Annotated in this window: 12 protein-coding genes, 2 pseudogenes and 1 riboswitch; of the genes and pseudogenes, 8 read left to right on the top strand and 6 right to left on the bottom strand. The window is 72.2% G+C overall.

The genetic code is table 11. The annotated features are described in order from the left end of the window. Positions 1-302: 302 nt before the first annotated feature. The 4 genes from guaA to LNW71_RS11205 all read left to right on the top strand — a co-directional run bounded on the left by guaA (position 303) and on the right by LNW71_RS11205 (position 4,958). On the top strand, positions 303-1,898 hold the full coding sequence (gene guaA / locus LNW71_RS11220) for a glutamine-hydrolyzing GMP synthase (RefSeq protein WP_250968123.1): 1,596 nt from the start codon (positions 303-305) through the stop codon (positions 1,896-1,898). A 204-nt stretch (positions 1,899-2,102) separates the two neighbouring features. After that, entirely contained in the window at positions 2,103-2,873 is a 771-nt protein-coding gene (locus tag LNW71_RS11215; protein ID WP_250968122.1) for a class II aldolase/adducin family protein, read from the top strand. A 126-nt stretch (positions 2,874-2,999) separates the two neighbouring features. Then, the gene (locus tag LNW71_RS11210) at positions 3,000-4,265 is read left to right on the top strand and encodes a hypothetical protein (RefSeq protein WP_250968121.1); all 1,266 of its coding nucleotides are present in this window, start codon (positions 3,000-3,002) and stop codon (positions 4,263-4,265) included. A gap of 183 nt (positions 4,266-4,448) precedes the next feature. After that, positions 4,449-4,958, top strand: coding sequence for a DoxX family protein (locus tag LNW71_RS11205; RefSeq protein WP_250968120.1), 510 nt, complete (start codon positions 4,449-4,451; stop codon positions 4,956-4,958). A 156-nt stretch (positions 4,959-5,114) separates the two neighbouring features. Here LNW71_RS11205 and LNW71_RS11195 read toward each other — a convergent pair whose 3' ends face one another. Beyond that, positions 5,115-6,335, bottom strand: coding sequence for a PspC domain-containing protein (locus tag LNW71_RS11195; RefSeq protein ID WP_374119385.1), 1,221 nt, complete (start codon positions 6,333-6,335; stop codon positions 5,115-5,117). 278 nt (positions 6,336-6,613) lie between these two features. Here LNW71_RS11195 and LNW71_RS11190 point away from each other — a divergent pair, with 278 nt between their 5' ends. After that, positions 6,614-7,912: an ATP-binding protein gene (locus LNW71_RS11190; RefSeq protein ID WP_250968118.1), complete on the top strand. Its 1,299-nt coding sequence runs from the start codon at positions 6,614-6,616 to the stop codon at positions 7,910-7,912. Then, the gene (locus LNW71_RS11185; protein ID WP_250968117.1) at positions 7,896-8,600 is read left to right on the top strand and encodes a response regulator transcription factor; all 705 of its coding nucleotides are present in this window, start codon (positions 7,896-7,898) and stop codon (positions 8,598-8,600) included. Before LNW71_RS11190 ends, LNW71_RS11185 begins: the two co-directional genes overlap by 17 nt. Positions 8,601-8,640: 40 nt before the next feature. Here the strand turns inward: LNW71_RS11185 and LNW71_RS11180 are convergent, their stop codons facing one another. Beyond that, positions 8,641-9,414 (bottom strand): GNAT family N-acetyltransferase, encoded by a 774-nt coding sequence (locus tag LNW71_RS11180; protein ID WP_250968116.1) that lies wholly within the window; start codon positions 9,412-9,414, stop codon positions 8,641-8,643. 42 nt (positions 9,415-9,456) lie between these two features. Continuing rightward, positions 9,457-10,502 (bottom strand): annotated as a pseudogene (locus LNW71_RS11175) (NlpC/P60 family protein). Positions 10,503-10,862: 360 nt separating this feature from the next. Between LNW71_RS11175 and LNW71_RS11170 the strand changes: the two are divergent. Next, the gene (locus tag LNW71_RS11170) at positions 10,863-11,216 is read left to right on the top strand and encodes a hypothetical protein (RefSeq protein ID WP_250968115.1); all 354 of its coding nucleotides are present in this window, start codon (positions 10,863-10,865) and stop codon (positions 11,214-11,216) included. A gap of 31 nt (positions 11,217-11,247) precedes the next feature. On the opposite strand, the gene LNW71_RS11165 is transcribed toward LNW71_RS11170, so the two are convergent. Together LNW71_RS11165 and LNW71_RS11160 are read right to left on the bottom strand one after the other, a co-directional pair. Beyond that, positions 11,248-12,138, bottom strand: coding sequence for a hypothetical protein (locus tag LNW71_RS11165; RefSeq protein WP_250968114.1), 891 nt, complete (start codon positions 12,136-12,138; stop codon positions 11,248-11,250). Positions 12,139-12,267: 129 nt separating this feature from the next. Continuing rightward, positions 12,268-13,412 (bottom strand): annotated as a pseudogene (locus LNW71_RS11160) (NlpC/P60 family protein). Beyond that, a riboswitch (cyclic di-AMP (ydaO/yuaA leader) is annotated at positions 13,411-13,575 on the bottom strand. Its footprint overlaps the pseudogene before it by 2 nt. Positions 13,576-13,834: 259 nt before the next feature. Here LNW71_RS11160 and pcrA point away from each other — a divergent pair. Further along, positions 13,835-16,273 carry a DNA helicase PcrA gene (gene pcrA / locus LNW71_RS11155; protein ID WP_250968113.1) on the top strand — a complete coding sequence of 813 codons (2,439 nt, stop codon included), beginning with the start codon at positions 13,835-13,837 and terminating at the stop codon, positions 16,271-16,273. A gap of 47 nt (positions 16,274-16,320) precedes the next feature. Here pcrA and LNW71_RS11150 read toward each other — a convergent pair whose 3' ends face one another. Next, positions 16,321-17,922, bottom strand: a complete 1,602-nt coding sequence (locus LNW71_RS11150; RefSeq protein ID WP_250968112.1) for a M23 family metallopeptidase — start codon at positions 17,920-17,922, stop codon at positions 16,321-16,323. Positions 17,923-18,092: the final 170 nt, after the last annotated feature.

The following is an 18,092-nucleotide window of genomic DNA, read 5'->3' as shown; positions in this document are numbered from 1 at the left end:
CCCGGGGCGCCTGGAACGTTGCTTGTCAGTAGCTCAAGCAGCACGACCATGGCAGCCGGCGGGCCGGTTGCCATAGGTAAAGACGAAGGTCGTGTGCTGACGCATGGGGACAGTATGGACCGGCGGCGGGCGCGGCCCGACGCCCGGCCCGGATACTGAGACGGCCGCGGGGCCGGCGGCCCGTACCCGGTGCCACCACCAAGATCGCCCCCGTACCCCTTTCCCGGGGCGACGAGGGGCGCCCCCGGCCGCCGGTAGAATCGGGAGGACCGACCCCCTCTCCACCGCCGGAAGGCCGCCCCGTGCCAGCAGCACCCCCCGCCGCCCCCGACATCACCACCGACGTGGTCCTCGTTGTCGACTTCGGCGCGCAGTATGCCCAGCTCATCGCCCGACGGGTCCGTGAGGCCCGGGTCTACAGCGAGATCGTGCCGTCCACGATGCCGGTGGCCGAGATGCTGGCCAAGAACCCCCGGGCGATCATCCTGTCCGGCGGCCCCTCCTCGGTGTACGCCGAGGGCGCCCCCTCGCTCGACCGTGCGCTGTTCGAGGCCGGGGTCCCCGTCTTCGGCATGTGCTACGGCTTCCAGCTGATGGCCACCACGCTCGGCGGCACCGTCGACGACAACGGTGCCCGTGAGTACGGCCGTACCGCGCTCGCCGTCTCCAAGTCCGGCTCGACGCTCTTCGAGGGCACCCCGGACCAGCAGTCGGTGTGGATGTCGCACGGCGACGCCTGCTCCGCCGCCCCCGAGGGCTTCACCGTCACCGCGTCCACCGACGTCGTACCGGTCGCCGCCTTCGAGAACGACGAGAAGAAGCTGTACGGCGTTCAGTACCACCCGGAGGTCATGCACTCCACGCACGGCCAGCAGGTGCTGGAGCACTTCCTGTACCGCGGTGCCGGCATCGAGCCGAACTGGACGACCACCAACGTCGTCGAGGAGCAGATCGCGCTGATCCGCGAGCAGGTCGGCACCAAGCGCGCCATCTGCGGCCTGTCCGGCGGGGTGGACTCGGCGGTCGCCGCGGCCCTCGTGCAGAAGGCCATCGGCTCCCAGCTGACCTGCGTGTACGTCGACCACGGTCTGATGCGCCAGGGCGAGACCGAGCAGGTCGAGAAGGACTTCGTGGCCGCCACCGGCGTCCAGCTGAAGGTCGTCGACGCCGAGGAGCGCTTCCTGAACGCGCTGGCCGGAGTCTCCGACCCGGAGCAGAAGCGGAAGATCATCGGCCGCGAGTTCATCCGCGTCTTCGAGCAGGCGCAGGCCGAGCTCGTCGCCGAGGCGGGCGCGGCCGGCGAGGACGTCGCCTTCCTCGTGCAGGGCACGCTCTACCCGGACGTCGTCGAGTCCGGCGGCGGCACCGGCACCGCCAACATCAAGTCCCACCACAACGTGGGCGGGCTCCCCGACGACATCGAGTTCCAGCTCGTCGAGCCGCTGCGCCAGCTGTTCAAGGACGAGGTCCGGATGGTCGGCCAGGAACTCGGCCTGCCCGAGGAGATCGTCCAGCGCCAGCCCTTCCCCGGCCCCGGCCTGGGCATCCGCATCGTCGGCGAGGTCACCAAGGAGCGGCTCGACCTGCTCCGCGCGGCCGACGCCATCGCCCGCGAGGAGCTGACCTCCGCCGGTCTCGACCGCGACATCTGGCAGTGCCCGGTGGTCCTGCTCGCGGACGTCCGCAGCGTCGGCGTCCAGGGCGACGGCCGCACCTACGGCCACCCGATCGTGCTGCGCCCGGTCTCCTCCGAGGACGCCATGACGGCGGACTGGTCCCGGCTGCCGTACGAGACGCTCGCCAAGATCTCCACCCGCATCACCAACGAGGTCGCCGACGTCAACCGCGTGGTCCTCGACGTGACGAGCAAGCCGCCGGGGACGATCGAGTGGGAGTGATCCCCGCCTGATCCGGCCCGTGCCGCCGCCGATGCCGTCGCCCGCTCGTCCGGGCGGCGGCATCGTCGTGCGCCGGGAGACCGGCCCGAGGTCGCACCCGGACCCGAATCGGACCCCGATACCTCTGGCCACCTGCGGCAACCGGCGGTAACTTCCGATCCCGTACGCCTGATCCCGTACGCCTGGGAGCACCGAGGAGCCGCCATGCCCGAGCCCACACCCATACCCGTGGACCAGCTCCACTTCGCGATGCCGCCCGTGCACGCCTCCGCCGCCGAGGAACGCGCGTACCGCAAGGAACGTCTGGCCGGGGCGCTGCGGCTGTTCGGGGAGTACGGGTACGAGGACGGCGTCTCCGGGCACATCACCGCGCGCGACCCGGAATTCACCGGCTGCTTCTGGGTCAACCCCTTCGGCGCCCCCTTCGAGGGGCTGCGGCCGGAGGAGCTGATCCTGGTCAACGGGGAGGGCCAGGTCGTCGAGGGGCGCCACCACGTCAACCAGGCGGCCTTCGCCGTGCACGCCCAGGTGCACCGGGCCCGCCCGGACGTCGTCGCCGTCGCGCACACCCACTCGGTGCACGGCCGCGCACTGGCCTCGCTGGGGGAGCTGATCGAACCGATCACCCAGGAGTCCTGCGCCTTCTACGAGGACCACGCCCTCTACGACGCGTACACGGGGGTCGTCGTGGACGAGGACGAGGGGCGCCGGATCGCGGCCGCGCTGGGCGCCCGCAAGGCGGTCATCCTGCGCAACCACGGGCTGCTGACCGTGGGCGACTCGGTGGACGCGGCCGCCTGGTGGTTCCTCACGCTGGAGCGGTCCTGCCAGGTGCAGCTGGCCGCGCGGGCGGCCGGGAAGCCGGTGCTGATCGAGCACCGGGACGCGGTCGCCACCCGGGAACAGCTCGGCAGCGACCTGGTCGCCTGGATCAACTACCAGCCCCAGTGGCAGCGCATCGCTCGAACGTTCTGACGATCCCGCCCGCCCGGTGTGCCCCGATGCGGGAGCAGTCCACTCCGTACGGCACAATTCGCAGCAATCACAGCAGAGTTGGATTGAGCAACGGCTGTACCGGGGCGGGAAAGGGCGGCGTTCTCCGTGGCGTTGGACGAGGCAAGACAAGGCACGCACGGCGGTGGCTGTACGTGCGGCGACTGCCCGCACGGAGCGCGTGAGGGGCACCGGCGCGCGGTGGCCGCGTTCCTGGCCAAGCGGGACGAACTGGCCGCCGGTCAGGGGCTGCCCACCGGGGTCGCCCAGTCCGCGTCCGCGACCCGGCAGTGGGTCTCGGACGAGCTGACCCAGTCGGCGCGCGCCGTGGCCGACCGCGGCCGCGAGGCGGGCGACGCCTGGCTGTACCGGGTGTGGCAGCGCACCCTGGTCGTCGTGTGGGGCGCGGTGGCCGTGCTGGCGATCGCCGAGGCCGCGACCGCCATCGGGGCGGGCTGGAGCCACGCCCGTACGGCCGGCCTGGTCGCCGGCCTTGTCACCGCGGGGCTGCTGACCGCGGCCGCACACGTCCACCGGTCACGCGGTGGGCTCCTCGCCCCGCTGATCGGCGAGGACAACCGGCTCTCCACCTCCCGTGCCGTCGCCGCCTCCTGGGTGCTGCTCGCGGTCTTCTCCGTGCTCGTGCTGGCGCTCCAGCTGGCGGGCGCCTCCGGGCACGCCCAGCGCGACGCGCTGATCGAGGGCCTGGACCTGGCACGCGGCGCCGGAGTGGTCAGCGTGCTGGCCCTGGTGTGCGCCATCGCGGTGGTCGTGCGGCGGGTGGTGAGCGTACGGGTGCTGTCCGGCCGGCTGCAGAAGCTGCGGGCCGACCGGCCGCGCGCGGCCGATCTGCTGACCGACGACTCCGGCCGGGGCGGCTTCACCGACGTCCAGTACGTGCTGGTGTCCACCGTCGCCGTGCTCTTCGCCGCGGTCCGGCTGGCCCGGCGCCCCGAGCAGCTGCCCGATCTGCCCTGGGGGCTCGCCCTGCTGGTGGCCGTCTCCGCGGTGGCGTACTTCGCCGGGAAGTACACCGAGAGCGGCCGGCCCGTCGTGCTGTCCGTGGTCAGGGCCCGGGAGGCCGGGGACCTGGACGCCCCGATCCGTACCGGCGACGACATCGAGATCCGGGGCGCGGGCTTCGTCCCGCCCGGCGCCGGCGCCCCCGACCGGCTGGCCCGCATGGTCGTACGGATCGGCCCGGTCCACGTCCACGTCCCGCTGATCCCGGTCCCCGGCGGCTTCGCCAACCCGACCGACACCGTGCTGACCGTGCCGGTGCCGGTGGAGGTGGAGCCGGGGGTGGTCGAGGTACAGGTGGTGACGGCGGCGGGTACGGAGTCGAACCGGGTCGAGATCGACGTGACGGACTGAGGCACGGCTGCCGTCCGGACGCCTGCGCGCCGCGGCCCGCCGATTCCGGCGGCGCACCTGGTGAGCAGGGCCCTCGCCGGGTACGTAGTGTCTGGTGACGGATCGAACGGTCCGGCGAGGGTCGAATGGCTCTGTGCACGGGACCCGGCGGTCCGGTGACGGGCTGCGGAAGGCGGGAGAACCATGCACGGGTACGGCACGAACGGGCGCGGTCTGGGCGAGGCCAGGAGCCTGGGGGAGCTGGCACGGGAGCATGCCCTGCTGCCGTTGCGGATCTTCCTCGGGGTCACCTTCATCTACGCCGGTCTCGACAAGCTCACCGACAGCGCCTTCTTCCACGCCACCGGCGCCGGCTCCATCGGCGAGACGATGAACGCGGTCCGGGACTCCTCCGCGATCCCGGCCCTCGTCGATCTCGCGCTCAAGAGCCCGTCCGGCTTCGGATACGCCATCGCGTTCGGCGAGCTGGCCGTCGGGATCGGCACCCTGCTCGGGCTGTGGACCCGGATCGCCGCGCTCGGCGGGGTGCTGATCTCGCTGAGCCTGTGGCTGACCGTCAGCTGGCAGGTCTCGCCCTACTACCTCGGCAACGACCTGGCCTACCTCATGGCCTGGCTGCCGCTGGTGCTCGGCGGCGCCGCGTCCTTCTCCCTGGACGCCCTTCTCACCTCGCGGCGGCGCCGGATCCGGTAGGCCACCCAGGTGGTCAGGACAGCCGTCCAGAGACCGCCGACGAAGAGCGGGACGAAGAACGCCCAGGGGGCGTCCCAGAGGCCCGCCGCATCCGCCGCGTAACCGGCCGCCAGGCCCAGCATCACCAGGCCCGCGACGGCCCTTCCGGGCCTGATCTCATGACGCAGCACGGGTGACCTCCACCTGTCCGATGCCCACTTCCAGATCGAGTTCGACCGTGCCGGCCGGTGTGCCGCCGGCGGCGGGCGGCAGCGTCCGGCGTTCGTCCTGCGAGGGGCGGACGTCCACGTCGCCCGGCCGCGGCTCGCCGGGCAGCGTGATGTCGCCGAGGCCGGCCCGGGCGTGCACCTTCACGGTGGCCGTCCTCGGTACGCGCACCACGACCCGGCCCGCACCGACCTCCATCCGGGTCCGGAGCGTGTCGCCCTTGGCGACGGAGACCCGGCTGAGGTCCAGGTCGGCCACCCCGGAGCCCACTTCGTAGCGCGGCTGCACTGCGGCGACCGAGGCCGGCCGCCACTCCTCGCGGACCCAGTGCGCGGTGATCTCGTCGGGGAGCGCGGACGCGCCCGCCAGCAGGGCCGCCGTGATCACCGAGAGCAGTACCGTGCCGAAGCCGGTCCGGCCGACGAAGGCACTGACCACCAGTCCGGCCCCGAACACCGCGAGCGCGGCGGCCAGGCCGATCTGCAGACTCGTACCGAGCGGCTGGGAGTCCCAGTGCAGCCGCGCGCCCAGGAAGCCGGCCAGCACCGCGAGCAGGAAGACGGCACCGGCGATCGAGGTCGGCTCCGCGTCCTCCCGGGCCCGCCCGCGCCGCCGGAACGGGGCATCGGACGACGCCTTGCGCTTCCCGGTCCCCCGGCCGTCCATCACCGTGTCCGAAGGACCCCACAGATAGCCGAGGCCCACCGGGCCCGTGGTGCCGTCCTTGACGATCGGGTCCCGCCACCAGGACGGGCTGCCCGGCGAGGGCGGCGCCTTCACCTCGGGCGGCGCGTCCGACACCGCCTGCGCGGCCGCCGGATGCAGCGGGGCCTGTGGATCCGCCGTCCTGCGGTGCTGCGTCCAGACGGAGAAGCCGATGACCGCGAGGGACAGCATCGCGGCGAACGCCAGCGTGCCGCCGTTGCCCAGCATGGACAGGAACAGGCCGCAGCCGATCAGCGCGCACAGCACCGCGATCAGCGACGCCCCCTCGACCCGGCCCGACAGGAGCCGGCGCGCCTCGTTCTCGTCCTCGCCCTCCAGCGGGATCAGGAGCCACGCGAAGCCGTAGAAGATCAGCCCGAGACCGCCGGTCACGGAGAGCACACCGAGCACGATCCGGAAGATCACCGGATCGACGTCGCAGTACCGTCCGAGTCCGCCGCACACCCCGGCCACCACTTTCTGCCGCGAGCTGCGCTGCAGCTGCGGGCCGGGCCCGGGGGCGGTACGACGCCGGGCGGCGCATCCTGGGGAACGGTCATGGCTCCATGGTGACGGGCGCCGGGCCCGTCCGGCACCCGCCCCGACCCTGGCCGATCCCTGATATTGGTCCGCCGCACCCCTGAGGGACGCCGGGGCCGGGCGCCGCCCCCACCCGGCTCTCAGGGTCGAAGTGGGGGCCGACCCTGATGCCACCGGCCCTGCGCGCGTGTGACGATCGGGACATGCCAGCCGCCACGACCCGAGCCGCCAGCTCCCACGCCCCCGATCCGGAGGAGCCGCCGCTGCGCAAGCTGTACCGCAGCGCCGACGGAAGGCTGCTCGGCGGCGTCGCGCGCGGACTCGCCGGACACCTCGGGCTGCCGGTCGCCTGGGTCCGGTTCGTCTTCCTCGGGCTGTTCTTCGCGGACGGCCTCGGCGCGCTCCTGTACGCCGTTTTCTGGATCGTCGTGCCGCTCGGCGTCGGCGGCGTGGACGGCCCGCGGTCCGTCTTCGAGACCGCCCCCGACGGCCGGCGCCGGCTCCGCAAGCCCGACCGGGGCCAGGTCTTCGCCCTCGTCGCGCTGCTCATCGGCGCGGTGATCTTCGTCGGCAACGTCGACATGGGCAGCAAGGCCGACCGCTACATCTGGCCCACGCTGCTGATCGGCGCGGGCTCCGTCCTGGTCTGGCGGCAGGCCGACAACGCCCGTCGCGCCCGCTGGATGGAGGTCGGCAGCCGCCGCCGGGTGCTGAACCTGGCCCGGGGACTCGCCGGAGTCGCCCTGGTCGGCCTCGGCCTGGCCGGCTTCATGGTGGTCCGCGGCTCGGCCGCCCAGCTCGGCAACGTCCTCACCGCGGCCATCGCGGTGCTCACCGGCATCGCCCTGCTGGCCGGCCCCTATCTCGTACGCATGACACAGGACCTCTCCGAGGAACGCCTGATGCGCATCAGGGCCCAGGAGCGGGCCGAGGTCGCCGCCCATGTGCACGACTCGGTGCTGCACACCCTGACCCTGATCCAGCGCAACGCGGAGGACGCGGGCGAGGTCCGCCGGCTGGCCCGCGCCCAGGAGCGCGAGCTGCGCAACTGGCTCTACAACCCTGAGGGCACCGGCAAGGACGAGGACGACGAACCCGAGACCATGGCCGAGGCCGTCAAACGCGCGGCCGCCGAGGTCGAGGACAAGCACGGCGTCCCGCTGGAGGTCGTCGTCGTCGGCGACTGCCCGCTCGACGAGAAGCTGGCCGCGCAGATGCAGGCCGCACGCGAGGCGATGGTCAACGCCGCCAAGTACGGTGGCGAGGGCGGCGCCGTACAGGTCTACGCGGAGGTCGAGGGCCGCACGGTCTTCGTCTCGGTGCGCGATCGCGGTCCCGGATTCGACCTGGATTCCGTACCGGGGGACAGAATGGGCGTACGAGAGTCAATCATCGGCCGGATGCAGCGCAACGGCGGTACCGCCCGGCTGCGTTCGGTGCCCGGCGGGGGCACGGAAGTCGAGCTGGAGATGGAGAGGACGAGCGATGAACGGGACCACTGAGGCGACCGGGGGCCACGAGGGCCCGGAGCGCCGGGTACGAGTCGTGCTCGTCGACGACCACCGGATGTTCCGCACCGGCGTACAGGCCGAGATCGGCCGCACCGAGGAGACCGGCGTCGAGGTCGTCGGCGAGGCCGCCGACGTCGACCAGGCGGTCACCGTCATCACGGCGACCCGCCCCGAGGTCGTCCTCCTCGACGTCCACCTCCCGGGCGGCGGCGGCGTCGAGGTGCTCCGCCGCTGCGCCCCGTTCATGGGCGCGGTCGAGAACCCGGTGCGCTTCCTGGCGCTGTCCGTGTCGGACGCCGCCGAGGACGTCATCGGGGTCATCCGCGGCGGCGCCCGCGGCTACGTCACCAAGACCATCACCGGCTCCGACCTGGTCGACTCGGTGTTCCGGGTGCAGGACGGCGACGCGGTGTTCTCGCCCCGGCTGGCCGGCTTCGTCCTCGACGCCTTCGCCTCGACGGACGCGCCGCCGGTCGACGAGGACCTCGACCGGCTGACCCAGCGCGAGCGCGAGGTGCTGCGGCTGATCGCCCGCGGCTACGCGTACAAGGAGATCGCCAAGCAGCTGTTCATCTCGGTGAAGACGGTCGAGTCGCACGTCTCGGCGGTGCTGCGCAAGCTCCAGCTCTCCAACCGGCACGAGCTGACCCGGTGGGCGACGGCGCGCCGGCTGGTCTGAGCCCCCGCCGGGCCAGGCCGGGCGGGGGCCACGGCCCGGATCAGCCGGCCGTTCGCTCCGGGTCGAGCGAGATGTTCAGCTTCTCGCCGATCCTGCGGTACCCGATGCTCGCGTAGATCCGCTCCACATCGGCGTCGCCCGGCTCCAGCCACACCACCCGGCAGCCCCGCTCGAAGGCGGTCCGGGTCAGGTGGGCGGAGAGGGCGGCCCCGATGCCCCGGCGGCGGAAGTCCGCGCCGACGGCCAGTCCGGCCAGCTCGCTGAGGCCGTCGACCGGGACCGAGCAGCCGCCCGCGCCCGCCGGGATGCCACCGAGGGTCGCGAGTGCGGCGACGCCGCCGCCGGTGGCCGCGTTGCGCAGCCACTCCGCCTCACCGCCCTCGGGCTCGCCCGTCCCGCCGTATCCCAGGTGCTGCACGAGGGCGGCGGCGTCGAACTCCGCGTCGGTGGCCGGTTCGGCCGTCACGAGGCCGTCCACCGCCTTCGGCGTCAGCAGGCCGCCGGGGGCGCAGGCCAGCAGCGGGGCCCGGTTCTCGACGGTGAACCCGGCCGCCAGCAGAGCGGGTTCGACCGCGGGCGCCCAGTTGGGCAGGAACTCCAGGCGCGGCATCCGGTCCCGCTCGCGGAAGGCCGCTATCAGTGCGTCGAGTTCGCCGGGCGTCGGTTCGGCGCCCTGGTCGGGGATGGCGTAGTTGGCGTACTTCAGCGACCAGTTCACGTTGTGGCGCACCGTGAACGGGCCGACCCGGAGGTGATCCGGGGAACGCAGGGCGAGCGTGCGGGCGTGGGTCTGGACGTCGAAGTCCATGGGCATGCGCGGGTGTCCTTCTGTCCGGTCGGTCGGAAGGACGGGAGCCTATGCCACCCGGGTCGCTCCGGCGAAGGGCATTTGGTCGATCGGCGCGATCCGGACCGGGGCTCCAGGGCGCGGGGCGTGGATCATCTGGCCGTTGCCGATGTAGAGCCCGACGTGGCTGATGCCCGAGTAGAAGAACACCAGGTCCCCGGGCGCGAGTTCGGACCGCGAGACGCGTTGTCCGGAGTTGATCTGGGTGTACGTGGTCCGGGGGAGGGAGACACCCGCGGATTGCCAGGCGGCCTGGGTGAGGCCGGAGCAGTCGAACGAGGAGGGGCCGGTGGCGCCCCAGACGTAGGGCTTGCCCAGGGCCCCGTAAGCGAAGGCGACGGCTTCGGCGGCGCGGGCGTTCGGCGCCCGGTCGGAGCCGCGCGGGGCGCTGCGGTCGGCGTGCGCCGCGCCGCGGCTGCCGTCCGAGGCGTCGTACGCGGCGCGCTCGGCGGGGACAGGCGGGCCAGCAGCTTCCGGGCCTCGGACAGCTTGGTCCGGACCGTGGCCTTGTGCTTCTTCAGCTCGGCCTGGCCGGCGGCCAGGTCGGTCAGCTGTCCGGCGGCCTCGGAGCGCAGTTGGGTCACGTCCGCGACCTGGCGCTGCACGGCGCGGACCTCGGCGGCCCGGCGGTCGCCGGCCCGCTCCACGTACGAGGCGCGCTGCAGGTACTGGTCGGGGTCCGAGGAGAGCGCCAGCTGCAGGGCCGGGTCGATCCCGCCCGAGCGGTACTGCGCCGCGGCGAACGCGCCCAGCTTGTCGCGGGAGGCGTTGAGGCGCTCGGTCTTCCTGGCGGCCTGGTCGCGCAGCGCGTCGACCGCTTCGGCGGCGGCGGCCGCCTCCACCTTCGCGCCGTTGTACTTCTCGGTGGCGGCCTCCGCCTCCCGGTACAGCCGGTCCACCTCGGCCCTGACCTGCGCGGTGGTGGGCGTCGGGTCGGCGTGCGCAGATCCCGGCAACGCGGCAGCGGTCGCGGCCCCGGCGAAGGCGAGGGTTGCTGCGGTGCGGGCAGCAGAGCCGGTGTAAAGGCGCTGCTTGGGTTTGCGATGGGCGGCCACGAGGGCGGGAGTCCTTCCTGTCGACTGCCCGTCGGGGCCTACCGGCGGGCCCGCCCGGGTCCGGCGGCGGGTCACCAACAGGGGGAGTGGCCCGCCGCCGGATCTCTCGGCGGGGTGACCGGAGTGTGCCGTCCGGGTGCGGAGCGGCGGTGAAGCCGGTCACCTGGGTAGGGACGCTAAACCCGGGGCACGGGTAAGAGTCGTAATGACGCTTATTGCCTTGATTTGGCGTTGCGTTGTTGCCCGATGACCGGGAAAATTACGCCAGAGTCCGACAATTGGGGCATTTATCGGCCAAGTGGCCAGTAAGGGCCACCTGGCTGCGGAGTGCTGATATGGCCGCGGCTAGGCTGCGGACCCATGCGTGTACTCATCGATGTCTTCGTCGCCCTGCACATCATCGGTATCGCCGCCCTGCTGGGCGGCTTCCTGACTCAGCTGAAGGCGATGGGGGCGGGGACGGCGCGCTTCGTGCCGGGGATGCTGCACGGCGCGCTGACCATGCTGGTCACCGGTGTCGCGCTGGTCGGGCTCGACCAGGCCGACGACCACCCCGTGAACAACGTCAAGATCGGCATCAAGCTGCTGATCCTGGTCGTCGTCCTCGCGCTCGTCTACGTCAAGCGGGACGAGGAGAAGGTCGACAAGGGTCTCTTCGCCGCGGTGGGCGCACTCACGATCGTCAACATCTTCATCGCCACGCTCTGGAACTGAGCGCCGCCGGCCCGGCCCGTACGACAGGCCCTCAGTCCGCCGCGCCCCAGTCGACCTCCCGGCCGTCCCGCCGCAGAGCCTCCTCCACGCCGGCCCAGTCCTCGACCCACTCGCCCACGCAGTCCCGCGTCATCGCCGGGTCGGCCGCCACGAGGATGTCCACCCCGGCCGCCGCCGCCCGCTCCTCGGGCGTCCCGGCCAGGTCGGCCGACCGGTCGGCGCGCAGGTAGTAACCCGTGTCCTGGCCTGCCGTGATCCGGCCCACCACCCCGTACCGCGCCCGCTGTTCGGCCGCCGCGACATCGCCTCGGTCGGCGGTGGCCGTGACCGCGAGCCGGGTCTGCGCGGGCGCCGGATCCACTCCGCCCGGGTCACTGCCGTACCGGGCCTCCGCCACCACGAGCCGTTCGCGGCCCGTCCCGGCCGCCGCCGCGCGCAACGCGTGCACGTGCCGGGGCAGTTCCCCGGGGCTCCAGGACATGATCAGGCCGACGTCCCGGTCCTGGAGCGCTTCCTCCTGGGCCGCCAGGCCGCCGCCGTGCCCGTCCGCGTCCAGCAGCCGGGCCAGCTCCCGCGCCGAGGCGGACGGCCCGGCCACCCCGTCCGGCCCCCCGTCGACGAGCATGGCGACCCCGGAGAACAGCGCCCTCAACCCGAGCACCGCCGCCGCCCGCAGGCCGTCCGCGTCCGGCCGCAGCGCCGGATCCAGCTCCGGCAGTTCGCCCAGCCGGCGGTGCAGGGCCCCGGCCGCTTCCGCGTCAGGCGGCGCGGTGTCCCACAGCAGCTCCAGCGCGGCCACGCAGAGGTCCTGGTCCGCCGGGCGTCCCTCGTCGGCCAGGTACCGCAGCAGCACCCCGGCCGTGCGTTCGGTGCAGGCCGCCGAGAACAGCCGCGCCTGGCCGAAGGTCCCACGGAAGGCCATGCCCCGAACGCTTTCCGGGATCCTCACGGTCGCTTCGCTCCTGTTCGTACCGCATTGCCTTGCGGGCCGGTGCGAGCCGGCCCGCAGCCCGGGGTCACCGGAAGGCGGCCCCGGGGTCTCCCGTCCGGCTCAGGCCGGCCGCACGCTGCCGTAGATGGGCATGTAGTAGATCGACTCCTCGCGCACGTTCGCCCCCGGCTTGGGCGCGTGGATCATCATGCCGTCGCCCTTGTAGATGCCGACGTGGCTGATGTCGTCGTAGAAGAACACCAGATCCCCGGGCTGCAGATCCGCCGTGGCTATCCGGGTGCCGACCTCCACCTGGTCCCAGGTGGTCCGCGGAATGGTGACGCCCGCGGCCTTCCAGGCAGCCTGGGTGAGCCCCGAGCAGTCGTACGAGGACGGGCCCGTCGCCCCCCAGACGTACGGCTTGCCCAGCTGGGCCCTGGCGAACGCGAGGACCTTCGCGGCCTTGGTGGTGGCGCCGCTGTCCGAGCCCGTCCCGGCCCCGGTGCCCGTACCCCCGCGTCACCGGCCTCCCCGGCCTTGCGATCGGCCTCCGCCTTCGCGGCGGCCTGCTTCTTCGCCAGCTCCGTCGCCTTGCGCTGTGCCTCGGCCTTCTTCTTCCGCTCCAGCTCGGCGAGGCGCGCCTTCTCCTCGGTGGTCAGCTTCGACAGCAGCGTGCGGGCCTCGGTCAGCTTGTTCTGGACGTTCTGCTTGCTGGTGCGCAGCTTCGTCTGCGACTCGGTCAGCGTCTCCAGGCTCGTCACCGCCTCGGCACGCTTCCTGGACGCCTCGGCCTGCTTGGTACGGAAGTCCGTGACGGCCTGCTGCTGGTGCTCGGCCATCCGGTCCATGAGGTGGGTCTGGTCGAAGAACGACTGGGGGTCGTCCGCCAGGAAGAAGGTGGCGGTCGGCGCGAGGGTGCCGTCGCGGTACTGGGCGGCGGCGTAGTTGCCGAGCTTCCGGCGGGCCTCGTTCAGCTTGTCGGCGCGTGCGGCGATGTCGTCCAGCAGCGTGTCCACCTTGGTGCGCTGCTTGGCGGACGCCTCTTTCGCCTGGTCGTAGTGCTGGGTCGCGGTCCCCGCCTGCCGGTACAGGTCGTCGACCTTCTTCTGCACGTCCTCGATGCTGGGCTTCGGAGCCGGCTCCGCCAGCGCGCTCTGCGTGGACAGCAGGGTCACCGACGCGAGCGCGGCCGTCGTGAATCCGACGGCCGGGGTGGTACTGCGCACCCTGGGGCGCGGTTTGCGATGCGATGCCAAGGCCGGCATCTCCTTCCGTGGACCGCCTACCGGGTTAGCTGTCGGGTTCGGGCGGAACGGAAGGCTGCCCTACGGTCCTGGTGGAGTAAGCGGACCGATTCACCCCGGTGATGCGTGTGGGTCCCCGGTCCGGACGCCCGCAGGGGCAGCCCGGATTCGGCGTGGACGTCCGCTCGGCGTGGTTCGCCTCTGGGGGTACGGGCCGCCCGAACGAGCACGCTAGCCAACTCATGGTGTCGCTGTGAAGGTTGATGTGCGATATGCCCGATACATTTTCGTGACCTTGGCGGGGTGGGTGCGGTGTAGGCAGGTCAGGCACGGGGTTCACCCACACTCCGTGGAGGCGGCATCGCTTTGCGTGCCCGCGGGAAGGTCCACGGTTCGGCATGCGGCCCCGGGGTGTCAGTGCGGCGGCCTAGACTCGGACAGCGATGAGCAGCCTCTTTGACGACAGTTTCCTGGCCGGCCTCCAGCACACGGAGGAAGGGCCCCCGCCGCCCCCCGAGGACTCCGCACCCGAAGCGGTGCCGGAGGACCTCTTCGGAGGCGTGTTCGACGGGCCCCCGCCGCCCCGCGACGCGTACTACCGCGACGGGGCCCACCGCCCGGTCATCGACGCCGCCGCGCTGCTCGACGGGCTGAACACCGAGCAGCGCGCCGCCGTCGTGCACGCCCACTCCCCGCTGCTCATCGTCGCCGGGGCCGGCTCGGGCAAGACCCGCGTGCTGACCCACCGCATCGCCCACCTGCTGGCCGAGCGCGGGGTGCACCCCGGCCAGATCCTGGCGATCACCTTCACCAACAAGGCCGCGGGCGAGATGAAGGAGCGCGTCGAGCAGCTCGTCGGACCCCGGGCCAACGCCATGTGGGTCATGACCTTCCACAGCGCGTGCGTACGGATCCTGCGCCGCGAGTCGAAGAAGCTCGGCTTCACCTCCTCGTTCTCGATCTACGACGCGGCCGACTCCAAGCGGCTGATGGCCCTGGTCTGCCGCGATCTCGACCTCGACCCGAAGCGCTTCCCGCCGAAGTCGTTCACGGCGAAGGTGTCGAACCTGAAGAACGAGCTGATCGACGAGGAGACCTTCGCCGGCCAGGCCGCGGACGGTTTCGAGAAGACGCTCGCCCAGGCCTACGCGATGTACCAGTCCCGGCTGCGCGAGGCGAACGCGCTGGACTTCGACGACATCATCATGACGACGGTGCACCTGCTCCAGGCGTTCCCCGACGTCGCGGAGCACTACCGCCGCCGCTTCCGGCACGTCCTGGTCGACGAGTACCAGGACACCAACCACGCCCAGTACACCCTCGTACGGGAACTGGTCGGCCCGGCCGGCGACGCCGACGCCCCCGCCGAGCTGTGCGTCGTGGGTGACGCCGACCAGTCGATCTACGCCTTCCGCGGCGCCACGATCCGCAACATCCTCCAGTTCGAGGAGGACTACCCGAACGCGACCACGATCCTGCTGGAGCAGAACTACCGCTCCACCCAGACGATCCTGTCCGCCGCCAACGCGGTCATCGAGCGCAACGCGAGCCGCCGCCCGAAGAACCTCTGGACCAACGCCGGCTCCGGCGCCCGCATCACCGGCTACGTCGCGGACACCGAGCACGACGAGGCCCAGTTCGTCGCCGACGAGATCGACCGGCTGACCGACGCGGACGACGCCAAGGCCGGCGACGTCGCGATCTTCTACCGCACGAACGCGCAGTCCCGTGTCTTCGAGGAGATCTTCATCCGGGTCGGCCTGCCCTACAAGGTCGTCGGCGGCGTGCGCTTCTACGAGCGCAAGGAGGTCCGGGACGTCCTGGCCTACCTCCGGGTCCTCGCCAACCCCGAGGACACCGTCCCGCTGCGCCGCATCCTGAACGTGCCCAAGCGCGGCATCGGCGACCGCGCCGAGGCGATGATCGACGCCCTGTCACTGCGCGAGAAGATCACCTTCCCGCAGGCGCTGCGCCGCGTCGACGAGGCGTACGGCATGGCCGCTCGCTCCGCCAACGCCGTCAAGCGGTTCAACACGCTGATGGAGGAGCTGCGCACGATCGTCGAGTCGGGCGCGGGCCCCGCGGTGGTGCTGGAGGCGGTGATGGAGCGGACCGGCTATCTCGCCGAGCTCCAGGCGTCCACCGACCCGCAGGACGAGACCCGGATCGAGAACCTCCAGGAGCTCGCCGCCGTCGCGCTCGAATTCGAGCAGGAGCGTGGCGAGGAGGAGGGTGCGGGCACCCTCTCCGAGTTCCTGGAGAAGGTCGCGCTCGTCGCCGACTCCGACCAGATCCCCGACGAGGACACCGACGGCTCCGGCGTCGTCACGCTGATGACCCTGCACACCGCGAAGGGCCTCGAATTCCCGGTGGTCTTCCTGACCGGGATGGAGGACGGCGTCTTCCCGCACATGCGGGCGCTGGGACAGGTGAAGGAGCTGGAGGAGGAGCGCCGGCTCGCCTACGTCGGCATCACGCGCGCCCGCGAGCGGCTCTACCTGACCCGGGCGGCGATGCGCAGCGCGTGGGGCCAGCCCTCGTACAACCCGCCGTCGCGGTTCCTGGAGGAGATCCCGGACCAGCATCTGGAGTGGAAGCGAAAGGGCCCGATGGCGGCCCCGGCGGGGCCGACGGCGGGCATCACCTCGTCGTTGTCCGCGTCCCGTTCACGCTCCGGCCCCTCGGGCTTCGCGACCCGTCGGACCTCGGACAAGCCGACCATCACGCTCGTGGCCGGCGACCGGGTCACCCACGACCAGTTCGGCCTGGGCACGGTGACGGCGGTCGAGGGCATCGGCGACCAGGCGAAGGCCACGGTCGACTTCGGGGACGAGCGGCCGAAGAAGCTGCTCCTGCGGTACGCGCCGGTCCAGAAGCTGTAACGCCGGGGCCGGCCGGATCGGACGGCAACTGCTGTCCGATCGCCGGCTCAGGTCGGGTCGACGTCGTGGCTGCGGAGCCACGGCAGCGGGTCGATGGCCGCGCCGCCGCCGGGCCGCACCTCGAAGTGCATGTGCGGGCCGGTGGAGTTGCCGGAGTTGCCGGAGTACGCGATGACGTCTCCGGCCTTGACCGAGCCCGAGCGGATCCTGGTGCTGCTGAGGTGGCAGTACCAGGTCTCGGTGCCGTCGGCCATGGTGACGATGGCCATGTTCCCGTACGCGGTGTTGTACTGCGTCCGGACGGTGCCGTCGGTCGCGGCCATCACCGGGGTGCCGTACTGGACGGGGAAGTCGATGCCCGTGTGCACGGACATCCAGTTGACGCCCGCCTGCCCGAAGTACGCGCTGAGGCCGTGCTGCTTGACCGGCATGACGTACTTGGGGCGCAGGGCCTCCTTGCGGGCGGCCTCCGCCTCGCGCTTCTTCTTCGCCGCGTCCTGCCGTTCCTTCAGGTCGATGCGCTCCTGGGTACGGCTGGCGCGGTCGGCGAAGTTCTCCGCGTCGGCGCTGAGGTTGGCGAGCTGGGTGTCCAGCTTGTTGTTGGCGGCGACCGGCTCGACCGTGCCGGGGTCGGCGGCCGCCATCGACGTGGTGTCGTCCTTCGTCTCCTCGCCGCCGCCGATTCCGCCCACGGAGGCGGCGGCGATGCCGGCCACGCTCATCACGCAGGCGGAGGGGACGGCGACGGTGAGGAGGGCGGATCGCTTGGCCGGGGAACGCCTGCGGCTGCGGCTGCCGCCACCGCGGGAGACCTGGCGGCCCGCGGGCCGGTGCGCGGCGGCCGGGGCCGGGTCCTGGGCCGCGGCCTCGTGGCCGGTGGCCGCGTCGTCCGCGCCGGCTTCGGGGCCCTCCACGTCGAGGTCCAGCTGCGGGAGACTGAACTCGGCGGTCCGGTAGGGCTCGTACGGATCGTAGGAGGCCTGCTCGTGGCCGTGCGCCTCGTCCTGGGAGTGGCCCTGCCCGTCGGCTTGGGGGTGTCCTTCGTAGGACTCGTACGTCTCGTAGGCCTCGTGGGACTCATACGTCTCGTACGGATGCTGCGTCGTCTGTTCGGCTTCGTACGATACCGGCGCGGTTTGCGGCGTTTGCTGTCCGTGCTCGGGCGTGGCGCCGGTGTTCCAGGCGGTCGCGTCGTACGCGCCGGTGTCGAATCCCGCCGTGCCGGTGCCCGCCCACTGGCCGTTCGGGTACCAGCCGGTGGTGTCCCACTGGCCGGACGAGCCCGGGTCGCCGCCCTGCGCCGGGATGTTCGCGCCGTAGCCGTCGACCGGTAGCGCGTAAGCGGTGGAGTCGTACTGCGGTGCCGCGTCGTACTGGGGATGCTGCTGAGGCTGGGCGGTGTAGTCCGTGCCGTCGGCGGGGTGGCCGTAACCGGCGGTCAGGTGTGCGCCCGTGTCCCACTGGCCGGAGTCGTACTGGCCGCTGTATCCGGCCTGTCCGCCGTCGTAGGGGGCGGCGTAGCCCTGCGTGGTGTCGTACGAGCCGTCGTAGCTGCCGGGGAGGGAGCCGAAGAGCGGGTCGCTGTCGAAACTGCCCTGGGACTGGCCGTCGTATCCGGCGTACCCGGCGTGGGGGTGCTGGTCGTTCACCAACTTCTCTCTCGCCTCGGCAGCAGGACCTGTGTCCGGGGACCGGTGGGGGACTCCGGGGGCTAAGCAGTGGCCGCGACTGTACCCGGCGGTATGCGACGCCGACAATCTTCCACGGCTCCCGGGCACTCAGGAAACGGGCAATCGGCCGTCTTTCGACGAGCTGCTCA

It is taken from the genome of Streptomyces sp. RKAG290 (assembly GCF_023701695.1).
GTDB lineage: Bacteria > Actinomycetota > Actinomycetes > Streptomycetales > Streptomycetaceae > Streptomyces.
The sequence above is the reverse complement of the archived record's forward strand: the minus strand, read 5'-3'. Positions and strand labels throughout refer to the sequence as shown.